Source organism: Desulfosoma profundi, assembly GCF_055387865.1.
In genome coordinates this window covers 519,231-540,821 of record NZ_AP042420.1, presented here as the reverse complement: position 1 = coordinate 540,821, position 21,591 = coordinate 519,231, and the positions used below count along the sequence as shown (strand labels likewise).

Below are 21,591 nucleotides of genomic sequence, written 5' to 3'. Positions count from 1 at the left end.
CACCTGACGAGCTTTGGCGCACGGGATTCAGACGTAAATGGGGATTTCGTTCTGGACCAGATAAGGGAGATAATCGTTGATGCAGTCTCCTGTAGGGGTCTTGAGGGTGTAGTCGCGGGTTGTGTCCGCCCAAGTGACGCCCGAGTCGATGAGAAAAACATCCACCTTGTGGCCCTGGGAATGGGCGATCTTGGCGAACTGGAAACAACGGCTTGCCGCTTCATGATCGTTGCGGCTGAGAACAAAGAGAAAATTGGCCATCGGTCACCTCCTTGTTAAGGTCTCTGGGCTTCAAATATGGAATGTGATTTCAATTCACCATAGGGCAGGTGTCCTTCCTCCTCAAGAGAAAAAACCGATGCGGAGAGCCATCACGCATTGATTGGGCCGATGATTCCCCCTCTTCACGGCGGGCGGCGTTCACTGTGGTCAAGATTTAGGAAAACCGGACGAAGCGGATGAATGAGCGCCACATGCCGATCGCCTTTTCATCCGACGGTGCGGCGTTTCGCCGATGTGTATCCGCTGCGTCGGACAAGCCGGTGGGCCTGACGTCCGGACTTTGGTGCCGGCGGGGACTTCATGGAATTTACTGCACTTCCTTGAGAAAAAAACCTTGAAAGGAATCTTCACGCCGGCCCTGCTTTGGCCAGATAACCGTGTGCTCTAAAGCATCGTCCAGGGGGCTGGGATATGAGGGGACACCCACTTTCAGATCGCCCCCTTGGGTTGCTCCCCGGGTTGGCGCGTGGCACAATGACCCCACTGGGGGTGTCTGCTGTCTGGGACTTCCAGGGGAACGCTTGGAAATTGTGGATTCGTGGTCGGGACGGGCGGATTTGAACCGCCGACCCCCTGCTCCCAAGGCAGGTGCGCTGACCAGTCTGCGCTACGCCCCGACACGTCCCGGCTGGGACGGGATTGGCTCGGTGCCTACCACAGCACCATCGGAAATGCAAGCCGATTGGGATGCAGAATTGTTCAGAAAAGGTCGTTCAATGGGGGATAAGGCGAATGAAAGAAACGGACGGCGTGACGGAATATGTCTGTGAGGCGGTGGCGAAACGCATCACACGGGTTCCCGCGGTGCAGTGGCTCGGTCTGCAAGTTTTGGAAGCTCGGCACGGCAAGGCTCGGGTGCTGCTTCCTTACCAAGCGCACATGTGCAACTCGCGCGGCATGGTCCAAGGGGGTATTGTGAGCGCCCTTGCCGACTTTGCTGGAGCGATGGCGTTGCTTTCGCTCTTGGATGAAAAAGCCTTCACCCCGACCATCGAAATGAGCGTGAACTTCCTTGGGGCCGGCCGTTCGGACCTGACCGCCGAGGCCCAGGTGCTCAAATGCGGCTCCCGAGTTGGCACGGCCTTTGTGCAGATCCGTGACGGGGAAGGAAGCCTTGCCGCCGCGGCGCTTGCCAGTTATGCCATGCCCGGGCGGGGCGCGGTTCCGCCATTGCAGAGGACATTTTAGAGGGAGGGGACAGACTCATGGGCAGATGTCTTGCGGTGATGACAAGTGGCGGGGATGCACCGGGAATGAATGCCGGGGTGCGGGCAGTGGTCCGACGCGCCTTGGATTGTGGATTCGACGTTTACGGTGTGTATAACGGTTACGAAGGTTTGGTTTCCGGCAGCGGCTTCATCCGTCCTTTGGGATGGAATGACGTCGGCGGAATTCTTCCCCGGGGAGGGACATTTCTCGGCACGGCGCGATCGGAGCGGTTCCGGACGCGTGAGGGGCGATTGTCGGCTGTGCGCAACTTGGTCGGTCTCGGAGTCGATGCCCTTGTGGTGATCGGAGGCGATGGATCGCTCATGGGCGCCTATGTGTTGGCTGAAGAATGGACGTCTCATCTAGAGGCGCTCCAAAAAGAAGGTGCACTGGAGGGCGTGGACAATGTTCCTCAGGCCTTGCACGTCGTCGGCCTTCCCGGATCCATCGACAATGATCTTTACGGCACGGACATGTCCATCGGCGTGGACACGGCCTTAAATCATATCGTCCAGGCCATTGACGATCTGACCTCCACCGCGGCATCCCATCAGCGCACCTTCGTCGTGGAGACCATGGGACGCCACTGCGGCTACCTGGCCCTCATGGGCGCACTGGGCGGGGGGGCGTCTTGGGTTTTGGTCCCGGAAGAAGAATTGGACCTGCGTTGGCATCAAAAGATGACACGAGCCATCGAAAGGGCTCGGGTCATCGGTCGGCCTCACCAGATGGTCGTCGTGGCGGAAGGTGCCCGTCATCCCGACGGGCTGCCGATCCGAACCGAGGAATTGAAGAAAATCCTTGCGGAGCGGCTCGGGATTGATGTGCGCGTCACCGTGCTCGGCCATGTCCAGCGAGGCGGGGCTCCGTCGGCCTTCGATCGGATTCTGGCAACCCGACTGGGGGTGGCTGCTGTGGACGCTTTGGTCCGCGCAGGTGATCAGACGCTCAGGCACATGATCGGGTTGCAAAAAAACCGCGTGGTCATGACGCCCTTAAGGGAAGTGGTGGAAAAAAGCCAGGCGGTAGGGAAGCAGATCGACCAGGGGCACTACCAGGAGGCTCAAAAACTGCGCGGGGAAGGTTTCGTGCGCACGCTGGAGCTGATCAAGACGCTGACCCGAATTGAACCTGCAGCGGCCACGCACGGCGATGGTGCCGTGGCTCTACTCACCGGTGGTGCGGACGCACCGGGCATGAACACGGCGGTGAGCATCGCTGCGCGGTGCCTCATGAACGAAGGATTTCCCGTTTTGGGCGTCCGGGATGCCTTTTGGGGCCTCATCCGCGGGGAGTTCATGGCCCTTGAGTGGAACGAACTGACCTCGTGGGTCAATCGCCCTAGTTCCGAATTGGGCACCATGCGCCACACGGTGAGCGACGAAGACCTCGAGCGGGTGGCCGAAACCATCGAAAAGCATAACATCCGCGGCCTTATTGCCATCGGGGGCTTGGGAACTTACCTGAATGTGGCGCGTTGGGCTGAGCGGATGGCGGACCTCAAGGCATTGGCTATTCCCATCGTTCTGGTTCCGGCGACCATCGACAACAATCTTCCGGGCACGGAATTCACCATCGGCGGCGACACCGCCTTGAATAATATCGTCCAGGCCATTGACAAGATTCGCCACACGGCGGGCGCCACGAGGCGGACTTTTGTTGTGGAGGTCATGGGACGCCAATCCGGATACTTGGCTTTAATGGCCGCTTTGGCTTCCGGTGCCGAAAAGGCCTATTTGCCGGAAAAGGGGATTACGCTGGCGGAACTGAACGAGGACGTCAAGGCACTTCGGGAAAGCTTTCAGTGCGGGAAACGGATGGTCATCTATTTGCGTAACGAGAGCGCCTCCCGACATTACACGACGGATTTCATCAGCCGCCTCCTGGAGGAGGAGAGCCACGGTCTTTATCAAGTCCGCACGGCCATCCTTGGGCATTTGCAACGCGGGGGTGTGCCGTCGGCCTTTGATCGCATACTGGCCAGCCGCATGGGATCGGCGGCGGCTCGGGAAATGAGCGCCATGCTGCGCCAGGGCCGGTGGGAAGTGGTGGTTTTGGGGCAGCGCGGGGGCGGTCTCGAAGTGTCTCCTCTCCGGCTGATCCTCGAGGAGATGGATGAGAAGGAAGGCCGTCCGAAACATCAATGGTTTTTGGAATTGACCGCAACGGCGGAGGCTTTGGCCAAGCATGGGCCGGCCTGCGGAATCGGTGGCACGGAGTGAAACCATGTGTAGGGGACATATTGTATGGATTTTGGGAGGATTCCTGCTCCTGAGCGGGTGTGCTCATGTCATATCCCCTGCGGTGCGCGAGCAGGCGACCCCCGGTCTCACCTTGGAAGAGGTCCGGCGAAATCCCAGCTTTTACAACGGGAAAATCGCCATCTGGAGCGGAAAGATCCTTTCAGGAGAAAACAGGAAAGACGGCACGTGGTTTGAGATTTTGGAATTGCCGGCGGACAGGCAAGGTAAACCCTCGGACTCGACCCGGTCGGGCGGCCGTTTTCTGGCCAAGGAACCCCGATTTGTGGACACGGCGCTCTACGCCCCGAACCGTTTGGTCACCGTGGCGGGAACCCTCATAGGAACGGAAGAGCGTCCGGTCGGGGCCGTGCCGTATGTTTATCCCGTGATCGAGGTCAAAGAGATGCACCTGTGGCCGGAAGAGCCCGTGGTCATTCGGGAGCCTTACTCGGGCTGTGACCGGTATCCTCCCATTTGGTGGCGGTTTTACTTTGGCCACGGCTGGTGCTGGTGACCGCCGCTAGACGGGGATAACCCGGCAGGGGATGGCCCGCAGCCGCGGTGTGGCCATAATTGGATCCGTGCGATCCACCGCCGTGATGACATTCAGGTTAGAGGTGTCCCAACTGCGCAGGGGATCATCGGTTCTTTCAGGAAACCACCACCCGTAATCTGCCAAAATGACTGGATGGACCAAAGCGTCCGTCACATGGGCTCGTTGGCGGATGCGACCGTGAGCGGTTTCAATGAAAACCTCCTGGCCCTCGGCGATGCCAAGCCGTAGTGCCGAATCGCGGGCAATCCAGACGACGGGTTCGGGATGCTTTTTCCGAAGCTTTTGGACGTGCCGATACGCCGAATGAAAGAAATGCTTGGGTTTGCGACTGGTCAACAGCAGTGGGAAGTCATCCGGCAAAGGAGCCGGATCTTCGGCCAAGGGTATCGGACGAAAGCCCCATTTTTCCAAAAGAGAGGAGCGCAGCTCCACCTTGCCGGAAGGTGTCTTGAACCCGTTGTCGAGGTAGGTCCGGAAGCGTTTTGGCCCGAAGAGCACGCCTTTTCGGCAGAACTCTTGGTAGGACAGTCCCGAAGGCGCCAAGATGGCCTCGAGGATTTCTCCCGGGTCTTGCCAGAATCGCTCGCCCAATCCCATGCGTTTTCCCCATTCGTTGAGAATCCATAGGTCCGACCGGCATTCTTCGGGAGGATCCACGACCTTGGGACGTGCCGTGACGAATCCGTGCGGCAACCCGTAATGGCCGATGTCGTCGTATTCCATGGGGAGCGCCACGGGGAGCACCAGGTCGGCCAAAGCGGCCGTCGGGGTCATGACCTGTTCGGCCACAGCCAAGAAATCCAAAGATTCTAGGGCTTTTCTAACACTCGGCGCCTCAGAATAGCTCAGCATCGGGTTTGTTCCCTGCACATACAGACAGCGGATCGGGTAGGGGGATTGCTGCAGGATTGAGCGCACCACCATCCAGCTGGGAACGGAAATCAATCGTGGAATGATTTTGTGATGATGATTGAGAAGTTTCTTCGGCCGGTCGGGAAAGTCGTCCAGTGCGATCATGTCCTTGAGGGCCATGAGCCGAGGCATGTCGGCTCGGACGTTGCCCCCCGGGACTTCAAGGTTTCCGGTCACGGCCATGAGGTGCACCAAGGCTCGGCAGGTATCCGCACTGTTGGGCGTATGTTCCAGGGCGTTACCCCACTGGAGGCACGCGGGGCGGCTCTGGGCGTAGAGCCGAGCCGCCGCCGTGATTTTCTCCTCGTCCACCCAGCATCCTTGCGCCACACGGTGCGGCGGGTAGGCCCGTGCGGCTTGCCGAAGGTCATCAAAGCCGACCGTCCACTGTTCCACAAATTCGCGATCGTAGAGCCCTTCTTCCAAAATGACGTGCATAAAGCCCATGGCGAGAAGATCGTCGGTGCCGGGGCGGATTTGCAGCCAGATGTCCGCCTTTTCGGCAAGGGACGTGCGCAAAGGGTCCACAACGACGAGCTTCGCTCCCTGTTTCAAGCATTCATGCAGGTGCCCCCCTAAGACCCCTTCCTCGTTGGTGGCGAGAGGATTGCTTCCCCAAAGGAGGACACACCGGGACGGGCCATGAAAATCGGCCACCGGGAAAAAACCACAGGTGACCAAAGCCATCTGTTCCCGGGGCATGTGGCACACATGCTGACTGCCGGCCACGTTGGGACACCGGAGTAAGTTGGCCAGACGTAGGAGCAGAAAAAACTCCGGGCCCTTAGGGGCTCCTTGAGCGAAGGCGAGGCTTTCCGGACCGGACAGGCGCAAGGCATGAGTGAAACTCTGAGCCAGCAAATCCAGTGCTTCGTCCCAACTCACGGGCTCCCACCGGCCGGAGCCTCGGGGGCCGTTGCGCCGCAGCGGTCGGGTGATTCTCAGCGGGCTTTCCAGTCGATCCTTGGCCGCCAATCCTTTTCGGCAGTGCCACCCGTGGCTGAAAGGATCCTCGGGATCGGGGGTCACCTCATCGACGCGGCCGTTTGTAACGCGAACTCGCAAGCCACAGCCACCATGATCGAAACGAGCACAATGCGTCCGGAACCATTCCTGCGCCATGGGAATCCTCCTCGGTAGTGTCCGGGGTCACGAGGGAAGGTGTTGCCTTGCGTGCTCCAGCAGGTCATTCAATTCCGCGGATCGTTGTGCGACGGTTTCCAACGCTTCGGCCACTTCCAGGAAGCCTTCAGATCGGGCCCTCTGCGCCCACTGGCGATACGACACCTCGTGGTCCTTATTGTGATGGATCCAGTGGTCAAGGATCTTAGCCAGCTTGTCCTTCGTGGAGAGGACCGGAGCGGGAGGCTCCTCCATAGGAGCTTCCCCTCGAGGAGGCGAGTGTGGTCCATGATCATGACCGTGATGATGGCCGTGGCCGTGATGCGGATGGTCATCATGACGGGCGTGATGGTTCGGGGGATCGTGGTGGTGTCGGCCCATGTTATTCTCCCATGTGTGGGGATCACTTCATGTCGGTGGTGTGCACCCAGATAACGCCACCGATTTCCACAGGCTTCGGCGTTCCATTTTTCTTCAGCTTCCAAGAGGCTTCACTGAGGGCCGCAAAGCCCCACCAGCCGGCCCGAGGCATGGCATAGGTGAAGACGCCGTTTCCATCGGCTTTGACCACCTGAGTCACGTACGGATCGGAAGGGGCGGCCACCTTGGATGGATTATCGGGCGATTCATTGAGGTATTCTACTTCCACTTCGGCATACGGGACGGGTTTCCCCTTAAGAAGCACGCGCCCGGTAAAAACATTCCCCGTCCACAATCCGTACGGCCTCGTCAGCGGCACGATTTCCGTTTCCAGCCCGACAGGCGTGTCCCAGCCTTCTTCCAACCCCAATGCCTGGACGCAGACTTTCGTGTAATGCACAATAAACTTGTCTTCCGCCGGCTCCCAATACGGGGCCGGCTCGAGGAAGAAGACGTAGTCGCCGGGTTTTTGGATCTTGTAACTGGCTTCCCAGTAGGTCAACTCGCGATCCTGATCGGCAGATCGTCCTTTACGGGGCTGCAGGGATGGCGTAAGGTCCGTTTTCCGGCCCTTGTGAACAAAACCGAACCGTTTGGGCTTTTCCATCTCCATGTATTGGCCTTCCATGGGGTGCAGGAATTTAGCCTGAACGGTCAGGGTCTTCGGATCTTCCGACGTGACGATGTCGTCGGAGGGGAGGATGAGGCCGAAATGGGCCACGGCGGGGTGGGCGCAAAGGAGCGCGCAAAGGATGCTGGTGACGAAGACCTGAATGAAAACCTGGTGTCTCATGGCAACCTCCTCTAATCTGTCAATTCTCGTACGATAACGTTCAGGGGATTTTTCATGAGGTCTTCGTGACCGAGGATTGGGCTGAGGGGCCGTGAGCCCTTCGGATTTGGGCCTTCGATCGGAAAGCTTCGACTTTCCCTTGCCCGGCTAATGTGAAGGAAAACACGAGCTGTGTCAAGGCGAGATGGGAATTTCATGAACCAGAACCGCTCCAGGAAAGAACCTCCCTGGGATGACGGCTCCGTAGCCGATTACCGGGACGATTGTTGAGCAGGATTTCTCGACGTAAGTTTACGTCTGCGCTTTTTACGTCCAGGACAACGGTTTCGAATTCGTCTCACCACCGAACAAAAACCGAAAATGGAACGCGTCATCGCCCACCACGGCGGTATTGTGATGGAAGTTGAGGATCGAGCGGATGGGGTGGAGATGGTCGTGGGCAAAGCCGTTGAGGAGCCATGAGCGGGATGGCCGCTGCCGTGCGGAGGGTACGGGACCGTTTTGGGGAACGTCGGTGCCTAGAAAAAGAGAATGCGGCGTGTGCGGCGGCCCCCGAAGCTTTCGGGGAAAGATCCCTGTCCATAGGGCGCGGCGCCCTGCACGACACCATCTCTCAGACGAAAGGCTTAAGAGGGAGAAAAAGTTTTCTCTTGACAAGATCTGGTCTTCCGCGCTAGCGGAAGAGTGAAATTTTACTTTGAGCGGTCAGGTGCTTGCTGCTTAAAAGGGAATCCCGTGTAAATCGGGAGCGGTCCCGCCGCTGTGAACGGGGACGGTGCCTGAGAAGAAGCCACTGGTGACCCAAAGTCGCTGGGAAGGTACAGGCCACCGGAGGATCCGTAAGCCAGAAGACCTGCCTGACCGTTGGGAAACGCGGCACGGTGAATGCCGAGACGTTTCCACCGCGAGGACGAAGTGAAACTGGGTGCAATCCTTGGAGCCGGCGGCTCCAAGGATTTTTTTTTGGGAAAAGGGCGGCCCACTCTTTTCCCGGCACCACCCTCCTCATCGTTCCTTTCACCCTTTAACCGCCCGGGAGCACCGAGCCGTGTTCCCGGGTGCCCCTAAACCGGAGGATCATCATGAAAAGAGGTCTGATTGTCTATGTGACCGGCGGTGGAGAATTGCAGGAAGACAGTTGGGGCGCTTATGCCTGCATGGATCGCTTCGGCGCTCATGCTGTGGGTGTCGCCCGAAGCGAATTCGAGGTCGCCGAAAACTGGTGGAGGATGCTCACCCGGGGCATGCAGGAAATCCTTTGTGTGCGAGCGCGGGTGGACAGCGAGCAAGGCATGACCCTTCTCGGACCCCCCCTACGCATTTGTGGCTGAAACGGGAGATGTTCTGCGAGCTCGGCTTTGTCTTCCAATCACAGGGAGGAATCGTTTATGGTGCGGCGTTTCGAGAATAAGCGATACGTTCTTCTCGGTCTCTTGGGGGTCGTCATTCTCTTTTTCGGAACCTTGGGGGGAAAACAGGCGATGGCAAAGCATGCACCGACGCGTGGGCCCAAACCGGCCATTCTTGTGGTAGCGTTCGGAACTAGTGTGCCCGAAGCCCAAAAGGCCTACGACATTGTCGATCAACGCATTGGAGAGGCTTTTCCTCACATGGAAAGGCGCTGGGCGTACACGTCTTCCATCATCCGCACAAAACTCCGCGCTCAAGGGAAAACCATCGACTCCCCGGAAACCGCCTTGGCCAAGCTCATGGAAGACAATTACACCCATGTGGCGGTCCTGTCCTTGCACGTCATTCCCGGGGCCGAATTCCATGATTTATACACGAACGGTCGCCTTTTCGCGCAGATGGTGGGAGGCTTCCAAAAAGTGACATTCGCTCGCCCGTTGCTCTCTTCCGCTGAAGATATGACGGAAGTGGTCCAGGCCATGGCGGAAAGTGTTCCCCGAGAGCGTCGGCCCGAAGACGCGGTGATTTTTATGGGGCACGGGAGTGAGCATCACCCGGCCGATGCCATCTACACCGCCATGGATGCCTACTTCCAGAAGCATGACAGACAGATGTTCCTGGCCACTGTGGATGGATTCCCCCGGTTTGAGGACGTGCTCGCCGTGCTTGAGAGTAAACGGGTCAAGAAAGCCTACTTGATGCCCTTCATGGTGGTTGCCGGGGATCATGCTCGAAACGATATGGCGGGCGAAGATCCGGACAGTTGGAAGTCACAACTCAAGGCCAAGGGGATGACGGCGGTCCCCGTGTTTCGCGGCATGGGGGAGATCCCGGCCGTGGTGGACATCTGGATCCGTCACTTGCGCTCGGCAGTAGAGGCCCTAGGAATCCCGTAACTGCAAGGGACATCGGCCACGCATTTGCCGCACACATCCACAAGAGGCAGATCGGTGAAGTGGCGGTCGGTGGCCAACAGTTGAGCGTAGCACTGATGGCGATCGAAACCCTCCATTGTGAGGGCGCCATAGGTGCACCGGTGGATACACGCCATGCAGGCATGGCCGCGTTTGGCCAGACAGTGTTCCTCTCCAGGGCGAGGCGTCGGTTCCATGGGTTTTGAGGTGACCAGGCTTCCGAGACGCCCGCAAGAACCCTGCGCCGTGATGAGCTGATGATGGAGGCCGAATGTGCCGAGGCCGGCGATATAGCCGAGATGCTTGTGAGACCACCGGCTCACGAGGCGTTTCTCGTCGAAATTGTGCGTCGCCGGTGTGACGGCGCATTCATGGCCTTGCTCGGCCAGATGCTTTTGAACGGCCGAGCAGATTTCCGAAATAAGAGTGTTTGTGGCGACGTAGGCTTCGGCCCAAGATCGAGAGGCATACGGAAATTCGCGCCGGTTTTCCCTTGCGAGGTCTTCGCGGAAAGGGAGAAAAAACACGATGACCGAGGCGGCGGAAGGCAGCAGATCGTGAGGCAGGGCGTGATCCGGTGCGACCACTTCCCGTAATTTCCCAAAGAGGGGATCATGGACGTGCGCTATCCCCACACAGGCCGGAAGGCGCCAATACGCAAGACCGCCGTGATGGTCCACCCGATGTCGGATCTGGCTTTCGATGATGTGCTGCAGCGTGTGAATCATGGAATGACCTCGCAGGAGGATGTGAACTCGAAGACGGATCTTTTCTCTGATTGCGGCCGACGGGTCAAGCCTTTAGAATGCGCCGCGTGGTGAGACTGGAAATCCAAGGGTTTTTTCTTCACGCGACGCGGGGTATTCCATGACGAGCGCCCCAAGAGAATCCGGACCGGAGTTCCCCAGTGCAGAGCGCAGAGCGCGCCGATGGGACATCCTGGTCACCACCGTCTTGGCGGTTCTTTTGCTCATTCCCGTTCCATTCGTCCAATTCCGGACCTGGCCGGAAGGGCGCCTCATTTTGGAGCGGCCCGTGCTGCCGTGGAGCTCATTCCGCTTGTGTTACCGCCCTCTCGACGGGGCACGGTCTGTGGAAGAGCTTTACCGTTTCAAAGGATTGGGCCGGCTGGTGCCCCAAGAGGCGGGAGTGGTGTTCCCACTCGCCGTGGAATCTCTCGGCCCGCCTCTCCTCCAATGGCAAAAACAGCCTGAGATCGGTCTGCAAGAATTATATGACCGTGGCGGCTTGCTCCAGATCCGAAAACGATGGCAGCCTGTGTTGGCTTACCCTCTCCGAATGCTTAAAGACGCGTGGCAGGGTCATCCTTTCGGATCCCACGGCGGCGGCGCCAAGCGATAAATCACGCGGATTCGATCCGGATTGATCCCTTCGTCCAGCAAGAGCACAATCCGGCGAAGGCTGCGACGCAACCTATAGAGCGACGTGTAGGAAGCCATCAAATCGAAAGGCGCGCCGCGCATCTCCGGGTAGGCCGTTTCGAAGGCTTCCAAGGCTTGCTCCAATCTGAGCAGGCCCTGACGGTAATCGTTTTCCAGCATCGAGACAGAAACCAGATTGCTCAACAGGCCGAAACGGACGGCGAGGTCATCGGCGCAGACCTCGAGACCTTCTTGGAGGAGTTCCCGGGCTTTGTCCGTCGCATGATGATGCAGGTACAAATAGCCCAGATCCCGGCACAGGCGGCCGTGCAAGTCATGGAATTCCCTTGCTCTCGCAAGATCCAGGGCCAGCTGGTAATAACGGATGGCCTTGATGAAATGGCGATGACCGCAGGCCTGATCGCCCCGATGGATCCAGAGCATCACCTGATCTCGATCCGGGCCCGTGTCATTAGGGTCATGAGGTGGTTTCACCTGAAGACTCCTGTGTGCCCGCCGGTGCCTCAAGCCGGAGATGCGGAAACATCACTCGGCTCAGAGTGAAACTGACGGCCAAAGGCAACCAGTAGTAGGCCAATCGGTACAAAAGGACCGCCAGCAGGGCTTGGTTATAGTCCTTGCCAAGGAGATAGAAAGCGCCGGCCATGGACCCTTCCATCAGTCCCAGGGAAACCGGCGTAATGGAAAACAGTCCGGCAAAAATGCCCGCCGAAAAGCCAACGGCAAGCTCCCGCAAAGAAATGGGGCAGTGGACGGCTTGGAAAGAGTATCTCAGACACAGGAACATAAACATCCAATCCAAGGCGGCGTAGAGAATCGGGCGGCTCAGCCGCGACCTGTTCTGGATCATTAGCGTCATGCTCTCGTCAAAATTCTGATAGAAGGCTTCTGCCTTCTTGGGCACAATCCACGACGGCTTTCTAAAAAGTTTTGCCACTCGATGGGCGCCCCGTACCCCCACATCCCAAGCCCTGCGCCGAAAGGAGGGGCTGATCAGGATTTGCAGCGTCATCCAGGTAAAGACCAGGGCAGTGCTCAAAACGAGCACCGCGGCTCCCAATTGTCTGGCATGGATCTGCGCATGGCCGTACAGGTAAAAAAATCCGAGATAGATCAGCAGGACGGCCACGGTGTTGGTCAGAAACCCATGGACCATAGAAATGCTCAATGTCCGGCTGGGAGGAATGCGCTGTCGGCTCAGGAGATACACCTTGATGGCAAGCCCGCTGAGTCCTCCGATGGGCATCAGATAGTTCACGCAACAGGAGACGAGGGAAATGGAGAGCACCGTGCCCACGGGAAGATCGTATTCTAAAGTCTTGAGAAGTTCGAAGAGGACGGCGCCCATGAAGACGTAGCTCACAGCGCTGGCCCCTATGGCCGTCAAGGCCCACATGGGATGAATTTCCCCCATGCGCTGGGACAAAACGGGAAGATCCGCCCGAAAAAGGACGAAGGCCAATAAGGCGAGACCGAAACAACCCGCGATCCAGAATCGGATGCGATGGCGAGCTGGCACACTCACCGTGGACTCCTTAAGAGATCAAGGACAGTTCGCAGCACATCCCCTCTTACCAAAGCTCGACCAAGGAGAAAAGCCGATCTTTACAACGGGACGTAAAGACCACGGCGGACATTATCCCGAAGATCTTCAGGATCTTTTGGAAAAACGAAAGACGCGGCGTCCCACGCCTGCGGAAAGCGTGCCGTCCACGGTAGACACGAAAAAAACGTTAAGCTCTGAGGACACGCGGAAAGGAACGGCGCGGGTTCATGTTCAAGGTCGGCGAATATTCCACGGAAGACGTGCTCAAGATGATTGGAGACATCCCCACTTTTCCCCCCGCGGTGTCCCAACTCATGAAGCAACTGAACGATCCGGAGTCGGACCTGGACGAGATCTGCCTGACGGTCTCCGCGGATCCGGGACTGTGTGCGCTGGTTTTACGCATGGCCAACTCCCCCTTGTACCGACCGGGTTTCAGCGCGCCGACAACTCTGAGCATTCCTCGGGCCGTCCAATTGCTCGGGCGCAAGGTGATGGAAACCGCCGTGTTGAGCTATGCGCTGCGAAGCATGATCCGCCCTTCGTCTCTGGCGGAAAAGCTACTCTGGGAACATGCCGTGGCCTGCGGTATCCTGACCTCAGAGGTCGTGCACCTCATGGGATCCAAGAACATGGAAACCGCCTATGTGTGCGGGCTGCTCCACGACGTGGGCAAAACCGTCTTGTGCCTTCGGTTCCGAGAGGCCATGCATACGATCCTGGAAGACCAGTACAACCAGGGTGCAGATGCTCCCGGGGTGTCTTCGGTGGCTATGGAAAAAGAGCACCTGGGGATCGATCACGGCCAGGTGGGTGCAGTCTGCCTGAACGTGTGGCAGTGTGGCGAGGAAGCCACTGTGGCCTGCGCCTACCATCACCGGCCGAAGGAGGCGGCCGGGAGATCTGTTTGGCCCGTGGTCGTGCGCATAGCGGACGTCCTGTGCCATAAACTGGAATACGGTCCCATTCGACGCCCTTTCCTCGACCTGACTGCGGTGGAGAAGGCCCTCAGGATCGATGCCGTAGAAATGGGCATATTTCTCGACCGCTGGCGGAAAAAAATCCAGGAGATGCTGCTCACCTTTGCCTGACAGACACCAGATTCGGCCTCTTTCGATGCGGGGGTACGGTTGACCCCTCAAATGCAGAAAGGCCCCCTTCGGGGCCTTTGGGTGGACAGTGTGGAGCGGGAGACGGGCTTCGAACCCGCGACCCTCAGCTTGGAAGGCTGATGCTCTAGCCAGCTGAGCTACTCCCGCTCACGGGCAACGTTTTTCTAACATAGGCCCCCGCCGATTTTCAACGATATTTTTCCTTGCTTTTTTGGGCGGGACGTGGGATTTGATTTAACGAAACATTGTTTGCCCAAGAGGGTCCGGTTCATGGGTGTGCCGTGTTTCCTTCTCGTAGCCGTTGGAGGAGTCCCATGGAAAAGCATTATCGAGATATGATCGACCAAGTGAACATGTTGGCTGTTTTCAAGGCCAGACGTGTCTTGCAACAGGTCCTTCCCCGAACCCTTTTGGGCCGCTACGAAAGGTTGTGCGAGGACTTGGGGGCAGACGTCTATGTCAAGCATGAAAACCATCTGCCCACCAATTCCTTCAAGGTGCGTGGCGCCGTGAACTTCATGGCGCATGTGACCCCGGAGATTGAACGCGCAGGAATTGTCGTGGCGACCCGAGGAAACCACGGCATGGCTGTGGCATGGGCGGCTCGAGAGCGGGGAATTTTTTGCAACGTGGTGGTTCCGGAGAACAACGATCCCGAGATGAACGCGGCGATCGCGGCTTACGGGGCGCAATTGATCGTCAAGGGTGCCGATTTCTACGACGCTCAAGACTATTGTGAGGAGTTGGCGGAGAATGCCGGCTATTATTACCTGAGGCAGGGCAACGAACCTCATTTGATCACCGGCAGCGCCGTCATGGGGTTGGAGATCTTCGAGGCGTTGCCGGAGGTCGAGGCGATTCTCATGCCCATTGGAGGGGGGACGGGATGCGCCGCGTTGGCGACGGTGATTCGAGGCATCAACCCCAAGGTGGAACTCATCGGGGTGCAGGCGCAGAACGTTCCATCTTTCTATGAATCCTGGCGGCGCCAAGAGAAGGTCACCGTTCCCTTGGCCGATACGGTGGCCGACGGTTTGGCGGCCCGGTCCATTTTCGAGGTCCCTTTTTACATTTTGAAGGATTGTGTGAGTGACGTGGTTTTGCTCACGGAAGACGAGTTGATCAACGGTGTCCGTCTCGCGTTGCGCTACACCCACAATTTGGCTGAAGTGGCGGGCGCGGCGGCCTTGGCTGCGGCCTTCAAGATTCGAGAGCGACTGGCGGGCAAAAAGGTGGTGGTGGTCATGACGGGAGGCAACATGACCTACGGAAAGTTGGCCAGAATTCTAGGTCAATCGGCCTCCGAGAACTAGCCTCGGGTTATGATTCCAACCCCGGGGTGGACGGGACGGCTCCGTCACTCCCGATCCTTCAAGGCCTACCCCTGCGGCCGCGGGAAAAAGTATTGTCCGGGGAAAGCGACCGCTTAGGCCGCGGATCGGCATTCCACAACAACCTTGTCGGCTCCGTCCTTTTCCAGCAGATACACATTCACTTGTTCTTCAGGGCGGGTTTTCAATTCCAGCCCGACAAAGTGGGCGCAGATAGGCAGTTCCCGATGCCCACGGTCCACCAACGCGGCCACCCGCACCCTTTGGGGCCGCCCGTAGTCCATGAGCGCATCCAGTGCGGCGCGAATCGTGCGTCCGGTGAAGAGCACGTCATCCACCAGCACGATATCTCTGTCTTCCACGGAAAACGGCAGAACGGTGGCGCGCACTTTGGGCTGCGTGTGGAGTCGCGACCAGTCGTCTCGGTAGAGGTTGATGTCCAGCGTACCGATGGGGACGTGAATCCCGTATTCTTTTTCCAAGATTTGTCCGAGGCGCCGTGCCAGGAAAACCCCGCCCGTGTGGATCCCCACAAGGGCAAGAACCGACGGGTCCTCGGCTTCCTGAAGAATTTCCCGGGCGATGCGGGCCAGTGCTTGGCGCATCGCGTCGCTTTCCATGACCACGTGGTCGCAACCCTTGCCACCCATAACGTCCCCTGCCGTGTCTCTGAGGAAAATGAAAAAGGCGCCTGTATCGGCACCTCGCACGGGAGAAAATCTTCCTGAACCCGCTTCATTACCCTAGGAAACCTCGGTCTTTTTGTCAATCGTTTCAAGAGGGGACAGTCTGGGTCTTTGGCCGGTTCTTGACGAAGAAACCGAACCTTTGATAAGGGGGGAGGCCGGAGCGTGGGGCGGAACCCGCGCGAGTGGGGCGTGACGGATGGGGTGCGGAGCCGTTCAAGGAGATGCCTTCATGGGTGCAAAAAAGATCAAGGTTCGTAAAAAAGACACGGAAAAAGCCGAAGAGATATTGAGTTTCACCGAACGGTTGTTGGATTGGGGCCGTCGGCATGGGGCCGTGTTGTTGGGTGCGGTTGGGGGGATCCTGTGTGTGCTCGTCATCTCGTGGGCCGTCGGGGAATATTCGGACATGAGGGAGCTGAACGCTCGACGGGAATTGGCTGCGGTATGGAGAGAAACGGAAAGTTTGGATCCGAAAGATGCGGTTTCCCTGGACCCTCACCTTGAACGGCTGAAAACCGTGGCGGATGGGCACAAAGGGACGGCGGCATCAGCGTGGGCCGCGGCGACTGTGGCTCGGTTGCTGTTCGAGAGCGGTCGCTATGAAGAAGCGCTCCCGTGGTATGTCCGGGCCCTCAAGGACTTTCCCAAGAAAGCGGCCGGGGCGATGCTCATCGATTACGGGCGATTGATGTGTTTGGAAGCTATGGGCCGGACAGAAGAGGCCCTGGCCGGCTGGACGGCTTTGGCCGACACGGTGGAGGGCGGCCTCAGACGGGAGGCGTTGTGGCACCAAGCTCGATTGACGGCGGCCAAGGGAGAACGGGACAAGGCGCTTCAACTCTACGACGCGGCCCTGGCGGTCAAGGGATTTTATCCGGACGACGGATTCTTGAGAACGGAGAAGAGCCGTCTTGGGTCAATGGGATAAGCCTGCAAGCGTCGCGGGACCTCAAGGAGGCGCTTTGGACGGTGGGATCCCGGGTTTGCCCGGTTTGTGCGTCGGGGTGTGTCCACATCGTCAGGGGAAGTGGACGTCCGCGTCCGGAGGCAACACTTTCGTCCGTCGACCGAAGGTGATCTCCGGGATGGTTTCGTTGTCCGGTCGTGTCCTTTGATGGAGGGGGTATCCTCTGAGCTATGCACCGCGGGACTGTGGGGTGAGACCCACACCGCAGGTTTTGCCTTGACAGAAAGCATTCCCTTCGGTAAGGGACCGTACGGGTGGAGAGTTTGGAGCCGCCGCCGTGCACATAAGGGGACGAAGAAGGGTTTCGGTCATGATGCGGTTCTTTCGCTTTAGCTTCATCGGCGATGAGGGGGGCTTCTTCTTTAGGAAGTCTACCCATGGCCGAGCGGGGTAGGTGGAAAGAGCCGACACGAAAGCCCTGCCACAGCGGGAAAACAGCCATGGGTAGACGAAAACGCAGCCCATGGCTTTTCTTATTTTTGAGGGCCGTGGGTGGTTGGAACCGACGGCCTTTTTGTTTAAGCCCGAACCAAGACCCCAAGATCCCGTCATGCTCATTCAAAGGAGGACACATGCGATGATCTACGACATGGAATACGAGACCATGCCCCGTGAGGCTCTGGAAGCGATTCAATTGAGGCGCCTCCAGAACACGTTACAGCGTGTCTACGCCACGGTCCCGTTTTATAAAAGACGTTTCGACGAAGTGGGCTTCAAGCCGTCGGACCTCCATAGCCTTGAAGACCTGCGCCGTGTCCCTTTTACCACCAAACAGGATCTGCGGGACAATTATCCCTACGGCCTGTTTGCCGTGCCCATGGAGAATGTGGTGCGCATTCACGCCTCTTCGGGGACCACGGGAAAACCCACCGTGGTGGGCTACACCGCCCGGGATATCCAAACCTGGGCGACCCTCATGGCCCGTTCCCTTTCCGCCGCCGGCGCCACCCGGGGTGACATCATCCACAACGCTTACGGATACGGTTTGTTCACGGGGGGCTTGGGCGTCCATTATGGGGCGGAAAAACTCGGCGCTTCGGTGATCCCCATTTCGGGTGGGAACACCAAACGCCAGATCATGATCATGAAGGATTTCGGGGCCACTATCCTCACCTGCACCCCGTCCTACGCACTCCATCTGGCTGAAGTGGCGCACGAAATGGGGGTGGACTTCAAAGACCTGAAGTTCAAATCGGGTCTTTTCGGCGCGGAGCCGTGGTCGGAAAAGATGCGTGAAGAAATCGAAAGGAAGCTGCACCTCAGTGCCTTGGATATCTATGGCTTGAGCGAGGTCATTGGTCCCGGGGTGGCGGTGGAATGTTTAGAAGCTAAAGCCGGCCTCCATATTTTTGAAGACCACTTTATTGCCGAAATCATCGATCCGGCCACAGGTGAAGTGTTACCCCCGGGATCTACCGGAGAGCTTGTTTTCACTTCCATCACCAAGGAGGCGTTCCCGGTCATCCGCTACCGCACGCGGGATATCACGAGTCTGAACGTGGAGCCGTGCGTGTGCGGCCGAACCTTCGTGCGCATGAACCGCGTGAGCGGTCGCAGCGACGATATGCTGATTATCCGGGGGGTGAATGTTTTTCCGTCCCAGATCGAAAGTGTCCTCATGGAGATTCAAGGCGTCGAACCCCATTATCAGCTCATTGTGGATCGGGAAGACAATCTGGACAGGCTCACCGTCCTGGTCGAAGTCGGCGAATCGGCTTTTTCCGATAAGGTGAAAACGCTCCAGGATCTGGAGAAGGTGATCACGAAGAACATCAAGGAATACCTGGGGGTGTCGGCGAAGGTGAAGCTGGTGGAGCCTAAGACCATCGCGCGCAGCGAAGGCAAAGCCGTCCGGGTGATCGACAACAGGAAAATTTAGCGTGCCCTTTGGAAAGGAGGCCGATCATGCGTGTGGAACAGATTTCGGTCTTTTTGGAAAACAAGGCGGGCCGTCTCGCAGAGGTGACCCGGATTTTGTCCGAAGCCGGGGTCAACATTCGAGCGTTGTCCCTGGCTGACACGTCCGATTTCGGCATCTTGCGCCTCATTGTCAACGACAACGAAAAGGCCAAAGAAGCCCTGAAAGCCCACGGCTTTACGGTGGGTAAGACCGACGTGGTGGCGGTGGAAGTGGAAGACCGCCCCGGAGGGCTCCACAAGATTCTGGACATTCTCCGCAAGGCGGGCATCAACGTGGAATACATGTACGCCTTTGTGCAGCAAAGCGGGAACAATGCGGTGATCATCTTCCGGTTTGATCATCTGGACGAAGCCGTGCGGGTGTTGACGGAAAACGGTGTGACTGTCATCAACGGCAGCCGCGTCTACAGCATGTAGCGAGTGGGACGGCGGGTCGGGGCATCAGCGGCTGGGAGGCCAAAGGTCCCGATCCGTCGGTGGTCGTGAAGAAAAAAGGGACAGAGGAGGAAGGGCGATGGAACAAAAAGCAAGACCGTGGATCTCGTGGATGACAGCCGTGGCGGTGGTGCTGGGAGTTTTGACGGGACCGGCGGCGGGCTTCGGCGCTGAGCCTTACAAGATCGGAGGGGTTTTTTCCATCACCGGCTCTTCCTCCTTTCTCGGGGACCCCGAGAAGAAAAGCCTGGAAATGGCCGTCGAGGAGATCAACGCCCAAGGGGGTATCGACGGGCGGCCTGTGGAGGCGGTGATTTACGACACCGAAGGGGATCCGACGAAAGCCGTTCTGGCCGTCAATAAGCTCATCAGCAAAGACAACGTGCTGGCCATCATCGGTCCCAGCTTGACCCCGACGACTCTGGCGGTCATGCCCATTGTGGAACGCGCCGAGGTCCCGCTGATCAGTTGCGCCGCCGGCATTCAGATTGTGGAGCCCGTGAAGCCGTACGTCTTTAAAACGGCCCAAAGCGACGTCCTTGCCGTTGCAACCATCTATAAGCACATGCAGAAGCATGGCATCAAGAAGATCGGCATTCTGTCCGTCACCAACGCCTTCGGGGTGAGCGGCCGGGATCAGCTGGTGAAGCAGGCCCCTGATTACGGCATCACGATTGTCAAAGAAGAAGCCTATGGGGCCAACGATACGGACATGACCGCTCAGTTGACCAAGATCAAGGGGGAAAATCCCGATGCCGTGGTCTGCTGGGGGACTAATCCAGGACCTGCGGTGGTGGCCAAGAACATGCGTCAGCTGGGGCTCACCTTCCCCTTGTACCAGAGTCACGGGGTGGCATCGCCCAAGTTCATTGAATTGGCCGGGGAAGCCGCAGAAGGGATCCGATTGCCTACAGGCAAAATTCTCGTGGCCGGTCTCCTGCCCGATACGGATCCTCAGAAGGCCGTGCTCACCAAGTACATCGCCGACTATAACAAGCGTTATGGGGGCGGCGTGTCGGGTTTTGGGGGTTATGCGTACGACGCCATGCACATATTGGCCAAGGCTCTCAAAGGAACCAATGGAAACAAGGCCAAGATTCGCGACAACTTGGAAAAGATTTCCGGCCACGTGGGGATAAGCGGGATTTTCAACATGAGCCCACAGGATCATAACGGCCTGGGTCCCGAAGCCTTCGTCATGGTGGAAATCCGAAACGGCACGTGGAAGCTTCTGGATTAGAGGGAACTGGCTCCAGGGCGGCTCGAAGTTCCGGCCGCCCCGAGCGGCCAGAATTCATCTCGGGTGCCGCCGTTTTCCGACGAGCGGTTCTTTCGGCATTGTCGGGCGATTATTCTGGTGGACCAAATGGTCCATCGGGATGTGAAGCGGATTTCATTTTGGGTTTGACGGAAAAGATATCCATCCCATGAGCGAATTCCTGCAGTTTTTTCTGACGGGCATCACCACCGGGGCGATCTATGGTTTAATCGCCCTGGGTTTCAATGTGCTCTACAACGCCACGGATCTGATCAACTTCGCCCAAGGTGAATGCGTCATGTTGGGCGGGTTAGGTTTTTATACGCTGGGGGTGGTCGTCGGCTGGCCTATGGCGGCGGCTTTTGTCGCTTCGGCACTCATGGTTTCTCTACTGGGCTTGCTTCTGGAGCGGGTGGCGTTGCGTCCGGTGAAGAAACCGGAGCCGTTGACTCTGATTATCATCACGGTTGGGGCAAGCATTTTCCTCCGGGGCTTGGCCATGCGCCTCTGGGGCAAGGACCCGTACAGCGTGCCAGGCGCTTACGGCGTCCGTGGAACCCGTGCGGGTCCTGGGGGCGGCGCTCATGCCCCAAAGCTTGTGGATCGTCGGCATTGTGGTGGCTTTGATGACGGGCTTGCACCTTTTCGGCAAACGTACCCTGACCGGAAAAGCCATGGAAGCCTGCGCCATTCATCGCCATGCTGCGTGGATCTTGGGCATTCCCAGTGACCGCATGGTGCTCCTGGCCTTTGCTCTCAGTGCCGGCCTCGGGGCCGTTGGGGGCGTGATCATCGCACCCATCACCATGTGCAGCTACGACATGGGCACCATGTTGGGACTGAAGGGTTTTTGCGCAGCCATGCTGGGCGGTTTGGGCAGCCATTGGGGAGCGGCCGTGGGAGGCGTGGTGCTCGGCGTTCTGGAATCCCTCGGGGTTGGGTATTTTTCGTCCGGGATCAAGGATGCCATTGCCTTCCTTGTACTGTTGATCATCTTGATTTTCCGTCCGTCCGGGCTCTTGGGCGCATCAATGGTTAAGAGATTCTAGGATCTTGGAAAAGGAGCGTC

General features: G+C 58.2%; 22 protein-coding genes, 2 tRNA genes and 1 riboswitch. Of the genes, 14 read left to right on the top strand and 10 right to left on the bottom strand.

Features of this window, described 5'->3' with window-relative positions:
* Positions 1-27 precede the first annotated feature (27 nt).
* Both ACZ5K9_RS02370 and ACZ5K9_RS02365 read right to left on the bottom strand, forming a co-directional pair.
* Positions 28-261 (bottom strand): DsrE family protein, encoded by a 234-nt coding sequence (locus ACZ5K9_RS02370; RefSeq protein ID WP_464272818.1) that lies wholly within the window; start codon positions 259-261, stop codon positions 28-30.
* A gap of 560 nt (positions 262-821) precedes the next feature.
* A tRNA-Pro gene (locus ACZ5K9_RS02365) sits at positions 822-899 on the bottom strand.
* A gap of 115 nt (positions 900-1,014) precedes the next feature.
* On the opposite strand from ACZ5K9_RS02365, the gene ACZ5K9_RS02360 reads away from it, so the two are divergent.
* Genes ACZ5K9_RS02360 through ACZ5K9_RS02350 form a run of 3 tightly spaced genes read left to right on the top strand, consistent with a single transcriptional unit; the run spans position 1,015 to position 4,248 of the window.
* The gene (locus tag ACZ5K9_RS02360) at positions 1,015-1,470 is read left to right on the top strand and encodes a PaaI family thioesterase (protein WP_464272817.1); all 456 of its coding nucleotides are present in this window, start codon (positions 1,015-1,017) and stop codon (positions 1,468-1,470) included.
* A gap of 17 nt (positions 1,471-1,487) precedes the next feature.
* Positions 1,488-3,713, top strand: coding sequence for a 6-phosphofructokinase (locus ACZ5K9_RS02355; protein ID WP_464272816.1), 2,226 nt, complete (start codon positions 1,488-1,490; stop codon positions 3,711-3,713).
* Positions 3,714-3,717: 4 nt separating this feature from the next.
* Entirely contained in the window at positions 3,718-4,248 is a 531-nt protein-coding gene (locus ACZ5K9_RS02350; protein WP_464272815.1) for a Slp family lipoprotein, read from the top strand.
* 6 nt (positions 4,249-4,254) lie between these two features.
* Here ACZ5K9_RS02350 and ACZ5K9_RS02345 read toward each other — a convergent pair whose 3' ends face one another.
* The 3 genes from ACZ5K9_RS02345 to ACZ5K9_RS02335 all read right to left on the bottom strand — a co-directional run bounded on the left by ACZ5K9_RS02345 (position 4,255) and on the right by ACZ5K9_RS02335 (position 7,537).
* Positions 4,255-6,324 carry a molybdopterin-containing oxidoreductase family protein gene (locus tag ACZ5K9_RS02345; protein WP_464272814.1) on the bottom strand — a complete coding sequence of 690 codons (2,070 nt, stop codon included), beginning with the start codon at positions 6,322-6,324 and terminating at the stop codon, positions 4,255-4,257.
* A 27-nt stretch (positions 6,325-6,351) separates the two neighbouring features.
* On the bottom strand, positions 6,352-6,579 hold the full coding sequence (locus ACZ5K9_RS02340; protein ID WP_464272813.1) for a DUF8180 domain-containing protein: 228 nt from the start codon (positions 6,577-6,579) through the stop codon (positions 6,352-6,354).
* Positions 6,580-6,727: 148 nt separating this feature from the next.
* Positions 6,728-7,537, bottom strand: a complete 810-nt coding sequence (locus ACZ5K9_RS02335; protein ID WP_464272812.1) for a DUF4198 domain-containing protein — start codon at positions 7,535-7,537, stop codon at positions 6,728-6,730.
* A 690-nt stretch (positions 7,538-8,227) separates the two neighbouring features.
* A riboswitch (cobalamin riboswitch) is annotated at positions 8,228-8,412 on the top strand.
* 207 nt (positions 8,413-8,619) lie between these two features.
* On the opposite strand from ACZ5K9_RS02335, the gene ACZ5K9_RS02330 reads away from it, so the two are divergent.
* Both ACZ5K9_RS02330 and ACZ5K9_RS02325 read left to right on the top strand, forming a co-directional pair.
* Positions 8,620-8,868 carry a hypothetical protein gene (locus tag ACZ5K9_RS02330; protein WP_464272811.1) on the top strand — a complete coding sequence of 83 codons (249 nt, stop codon included), beginning with the start codon at positions 8,620-8,622 and terminating at the stop codon, positions 8,866-8,868.
* Between the two features lie 57 nt (positions 8,869-8,925).
* On the top strand, positions 8,926-9,843 hold the full coding sequence (locus tag ACZ5K9_RS02325) for a sirohydrochlorin cobaltochelatase (RefSeq protein ID WP_464272810.1): 918 nt from the start codon (positions 8,926-8,928) through the stop codon (positions 9,841-9,843).
* Here the strand turns inward: ACZ5K9_RS02325 and ACZ5K9_RS02320 are convergent.
* On the bottom strand, positions 9,804-10,589 hold the full coding sequence (locus tag ACZ5K9_RS02320) for a 4Fe-4S binding protein (RefSeq protein ID WP_464272809.1): 786 nt from the start codon (positions 10,587-10,589) through the stop codon (positions 9,804-9,806). The two genes, ACZ5K9_RS02325 and ACZ5K9_RS02320, sit on opposite strands and share 40 nt — an antisense overlap.
* Positions 10,590-10,728: 139 nt before the next feature.
* Between ACZ5K9_RS02320 and ACZ5K9_RS02315 the strand changes: the two genes are divergently transcribed.
* Positions 10,729-11,223: a hypothetical protein gene (locus ACZ5K9_RS02315; RefSeq protein WP_464272808.1), complete on the top strand. Its 495-nt coding sequence runs from the start codon at positions 10,729-10,731 to the stop codon at positions 11,221-11,223.
* On the opposite strand, the gene ACZ5K9_RS02310 is transcribed toward ACZ5K9_RS02315, so the two are convergent.
* Together ACZ5K9_RS02310 and ACZ5K9_RS02305 are read right to left on the bottom strand one after the other, a co-directional pair.
* Positions 11,184-11,738, bottom strand: a complete 555-nt coding sequence (locus ACZ5K9_RS02310) for a tetratricopeptide repeat protein (protein WP_464272807.1) — start codon at positions 11,736-11,738, stop codon at positions 11,184-11,186. The two genes, ACZ5K9_RS02315 and ACZ5K9_RS02310, sit on opposite strands and share 40 nt — an antisense overlap.
* The gene (locus tag ACZ5K9_RS02305; protein WP_464272806.1) at positions 11,722-12,789 is read right to left on the bottom strand and encodes a lysylphosphatidylglycerol synthase transmembrane domain-containing protein; all 1,068 of its coding nucleotides are present in this window, start codon (positions 12,787-12,789) and stop codon (positions 11,722-11,724) included. Before ACZ5K9_RS02305 ends, ACZ5K9_RS02310 begins: the two co-directional genes overlap by 17 nt.
* A gap of 248 nt (positions 12,790-13,037) precedes the next feature.
* Between ACZ5K9_RS02305 and ACZ5K9_RS02300 the strand changes: the two genes are divergently transcribed.
* Positions 13,038-13,901 carry an HDOD domain-containing protein gene (locus tag ACZ5K9_RS02300; RefSeq protein WP_464272805.1) on the top strand — a complete coding sequence of 288 codons (864 nt, stop codon included), beginning with the start codon at positions 13,038-13,040 and terminating at the stop codon, positions 13,899-13,901.
* A gap of 91 nt (positions 13,902-13,992) precedes the next feature.
* Here the strand turns inward: ACZ5K9_RS02300 and ACZ5K9_RS02295 are convergent.
* Positions 13,993-14,069, bottom strand: a tRNA-Gly gene (locus ACZ5K9_RS02295).
* A gap of 167 nt (positions 14,070-14,236) precedes the next feature.
* On the opposite strand from ACZ5K9_RS02295, the gene ACZ5K9_RS02290 reads away from it, so the two are divergent.
* Positions 14,237-15,235, top strand: coding sequence for a threonine ammonia-lyase (locus ACZ5K9_RS02290; RefSeq protein ID WP_464272804.1), 999 nt, complete (start codon positions 14,237-14,239; stop codon positions 15,233-15,235).
* A 113-nt stretch (positions 15,236-15,348) separates the two neighbouring features.
* On the opposite strand, the gene pyrR is transcribed toward ACZ5K9_RS02290, so the two are convergent.
* Positions 15,349-15,903 carry a bifunctional pyr operon transcriptional regulator/uracil phosphoribosyltransferase PyrR gene (gene pyrR, locus ACZ5K9_RS02285; RefSeq protein ID WP_464272803.1) on the bottom strand — a complete coding sequence of 185 codons (555 nt, stop codon included), beginning with the start codon at positions 15,901-15,903 and terminating at the stop codon, positions 15,349-15,351.
* 268 nt (positions 15,904-16,171) lie between these two features.
* On the opposite strand from pyrR, the gene ACZ5K9_RS02280 reads away from it, so the two are divergent.
* From ACZ5K9_RS02280 to ACZ5K9_RS02255, 6 genes are all read left to right on the top strand, one after another.
* Positions 16,172-16,870, top strand: coding sequence for a tetratricopeptide repeat protein (locus ACZ5K9_RS02280; protein WP_464272802.1), 699 nt, complete (start codon positions 16,172-16,174; stop codon positions 16,868-16,870).
* A 616-nt stretch (positions 16,871-17,486) separates the two neighbouring features.
* Entirely contained in the window at positions 17,487-18,788 is a 1,302-nt protein-coding gene (locus ACZ5K9_RS02275; protein ID WP_464272801.1) for a phenylacetate--CoA ligase family protein, read from the top strand.
* A gap of 26 nt (positions 18,789-18,814) precedes the next feature.
* Positions 18,815-19,246 (top strand): ACT domain-containing protein, encoded by a 432-nt coding sequence (locus ACZ5K9_RS02270; RefSeq protein WP_464272800.1) that lies wholly within the window; start codon positions 18,815-18,817, stop codon positions 19,244-19,246.
* 97 nt (positions 19,247-19,343) lie between these two features.
* Positions 19,344-20,504, top strand: a complete 1,161-nt coding sequence (locus ACZ5K9_RS02265) for an ABC transporter substrate-binding protein (protein WP_464272799.1) — start codon at positions 19,344-19,346, stop codon at positions 20,502-20,504.
* Between the two features lie 187 nt (positions 20,505-20,691).
* Positions 20,692-21,252, top strand: coding sequence for a branched-chain amino acid ABC transporter permease (locus tag ACZ5K9_RS02260; RefSeq protein WP_464272798.1), 561 nt, complete (start codon positions 20,692-20,694; stop codon positions 21,250-21,252).
* The gene (locus ACZ5K9_RS02255; protein WP_464272797.1) at positions 21,149-21,571 is read left to right on the top strand and encodes a branched-chain amino acid ABC transporter permease; all 423 of its coding nucleotides are present in this window, start codon (positions 21,149-21,151) and stop codon (positions 21,569-21,571) included. Before ACZ5K9_RS02260 ends, ACZ5K9_RS02255 begins: the two co-directional genes overlap by 104 nt.
* Positions 21,572-21,591 lie beyond the last annotated feature (20 nt).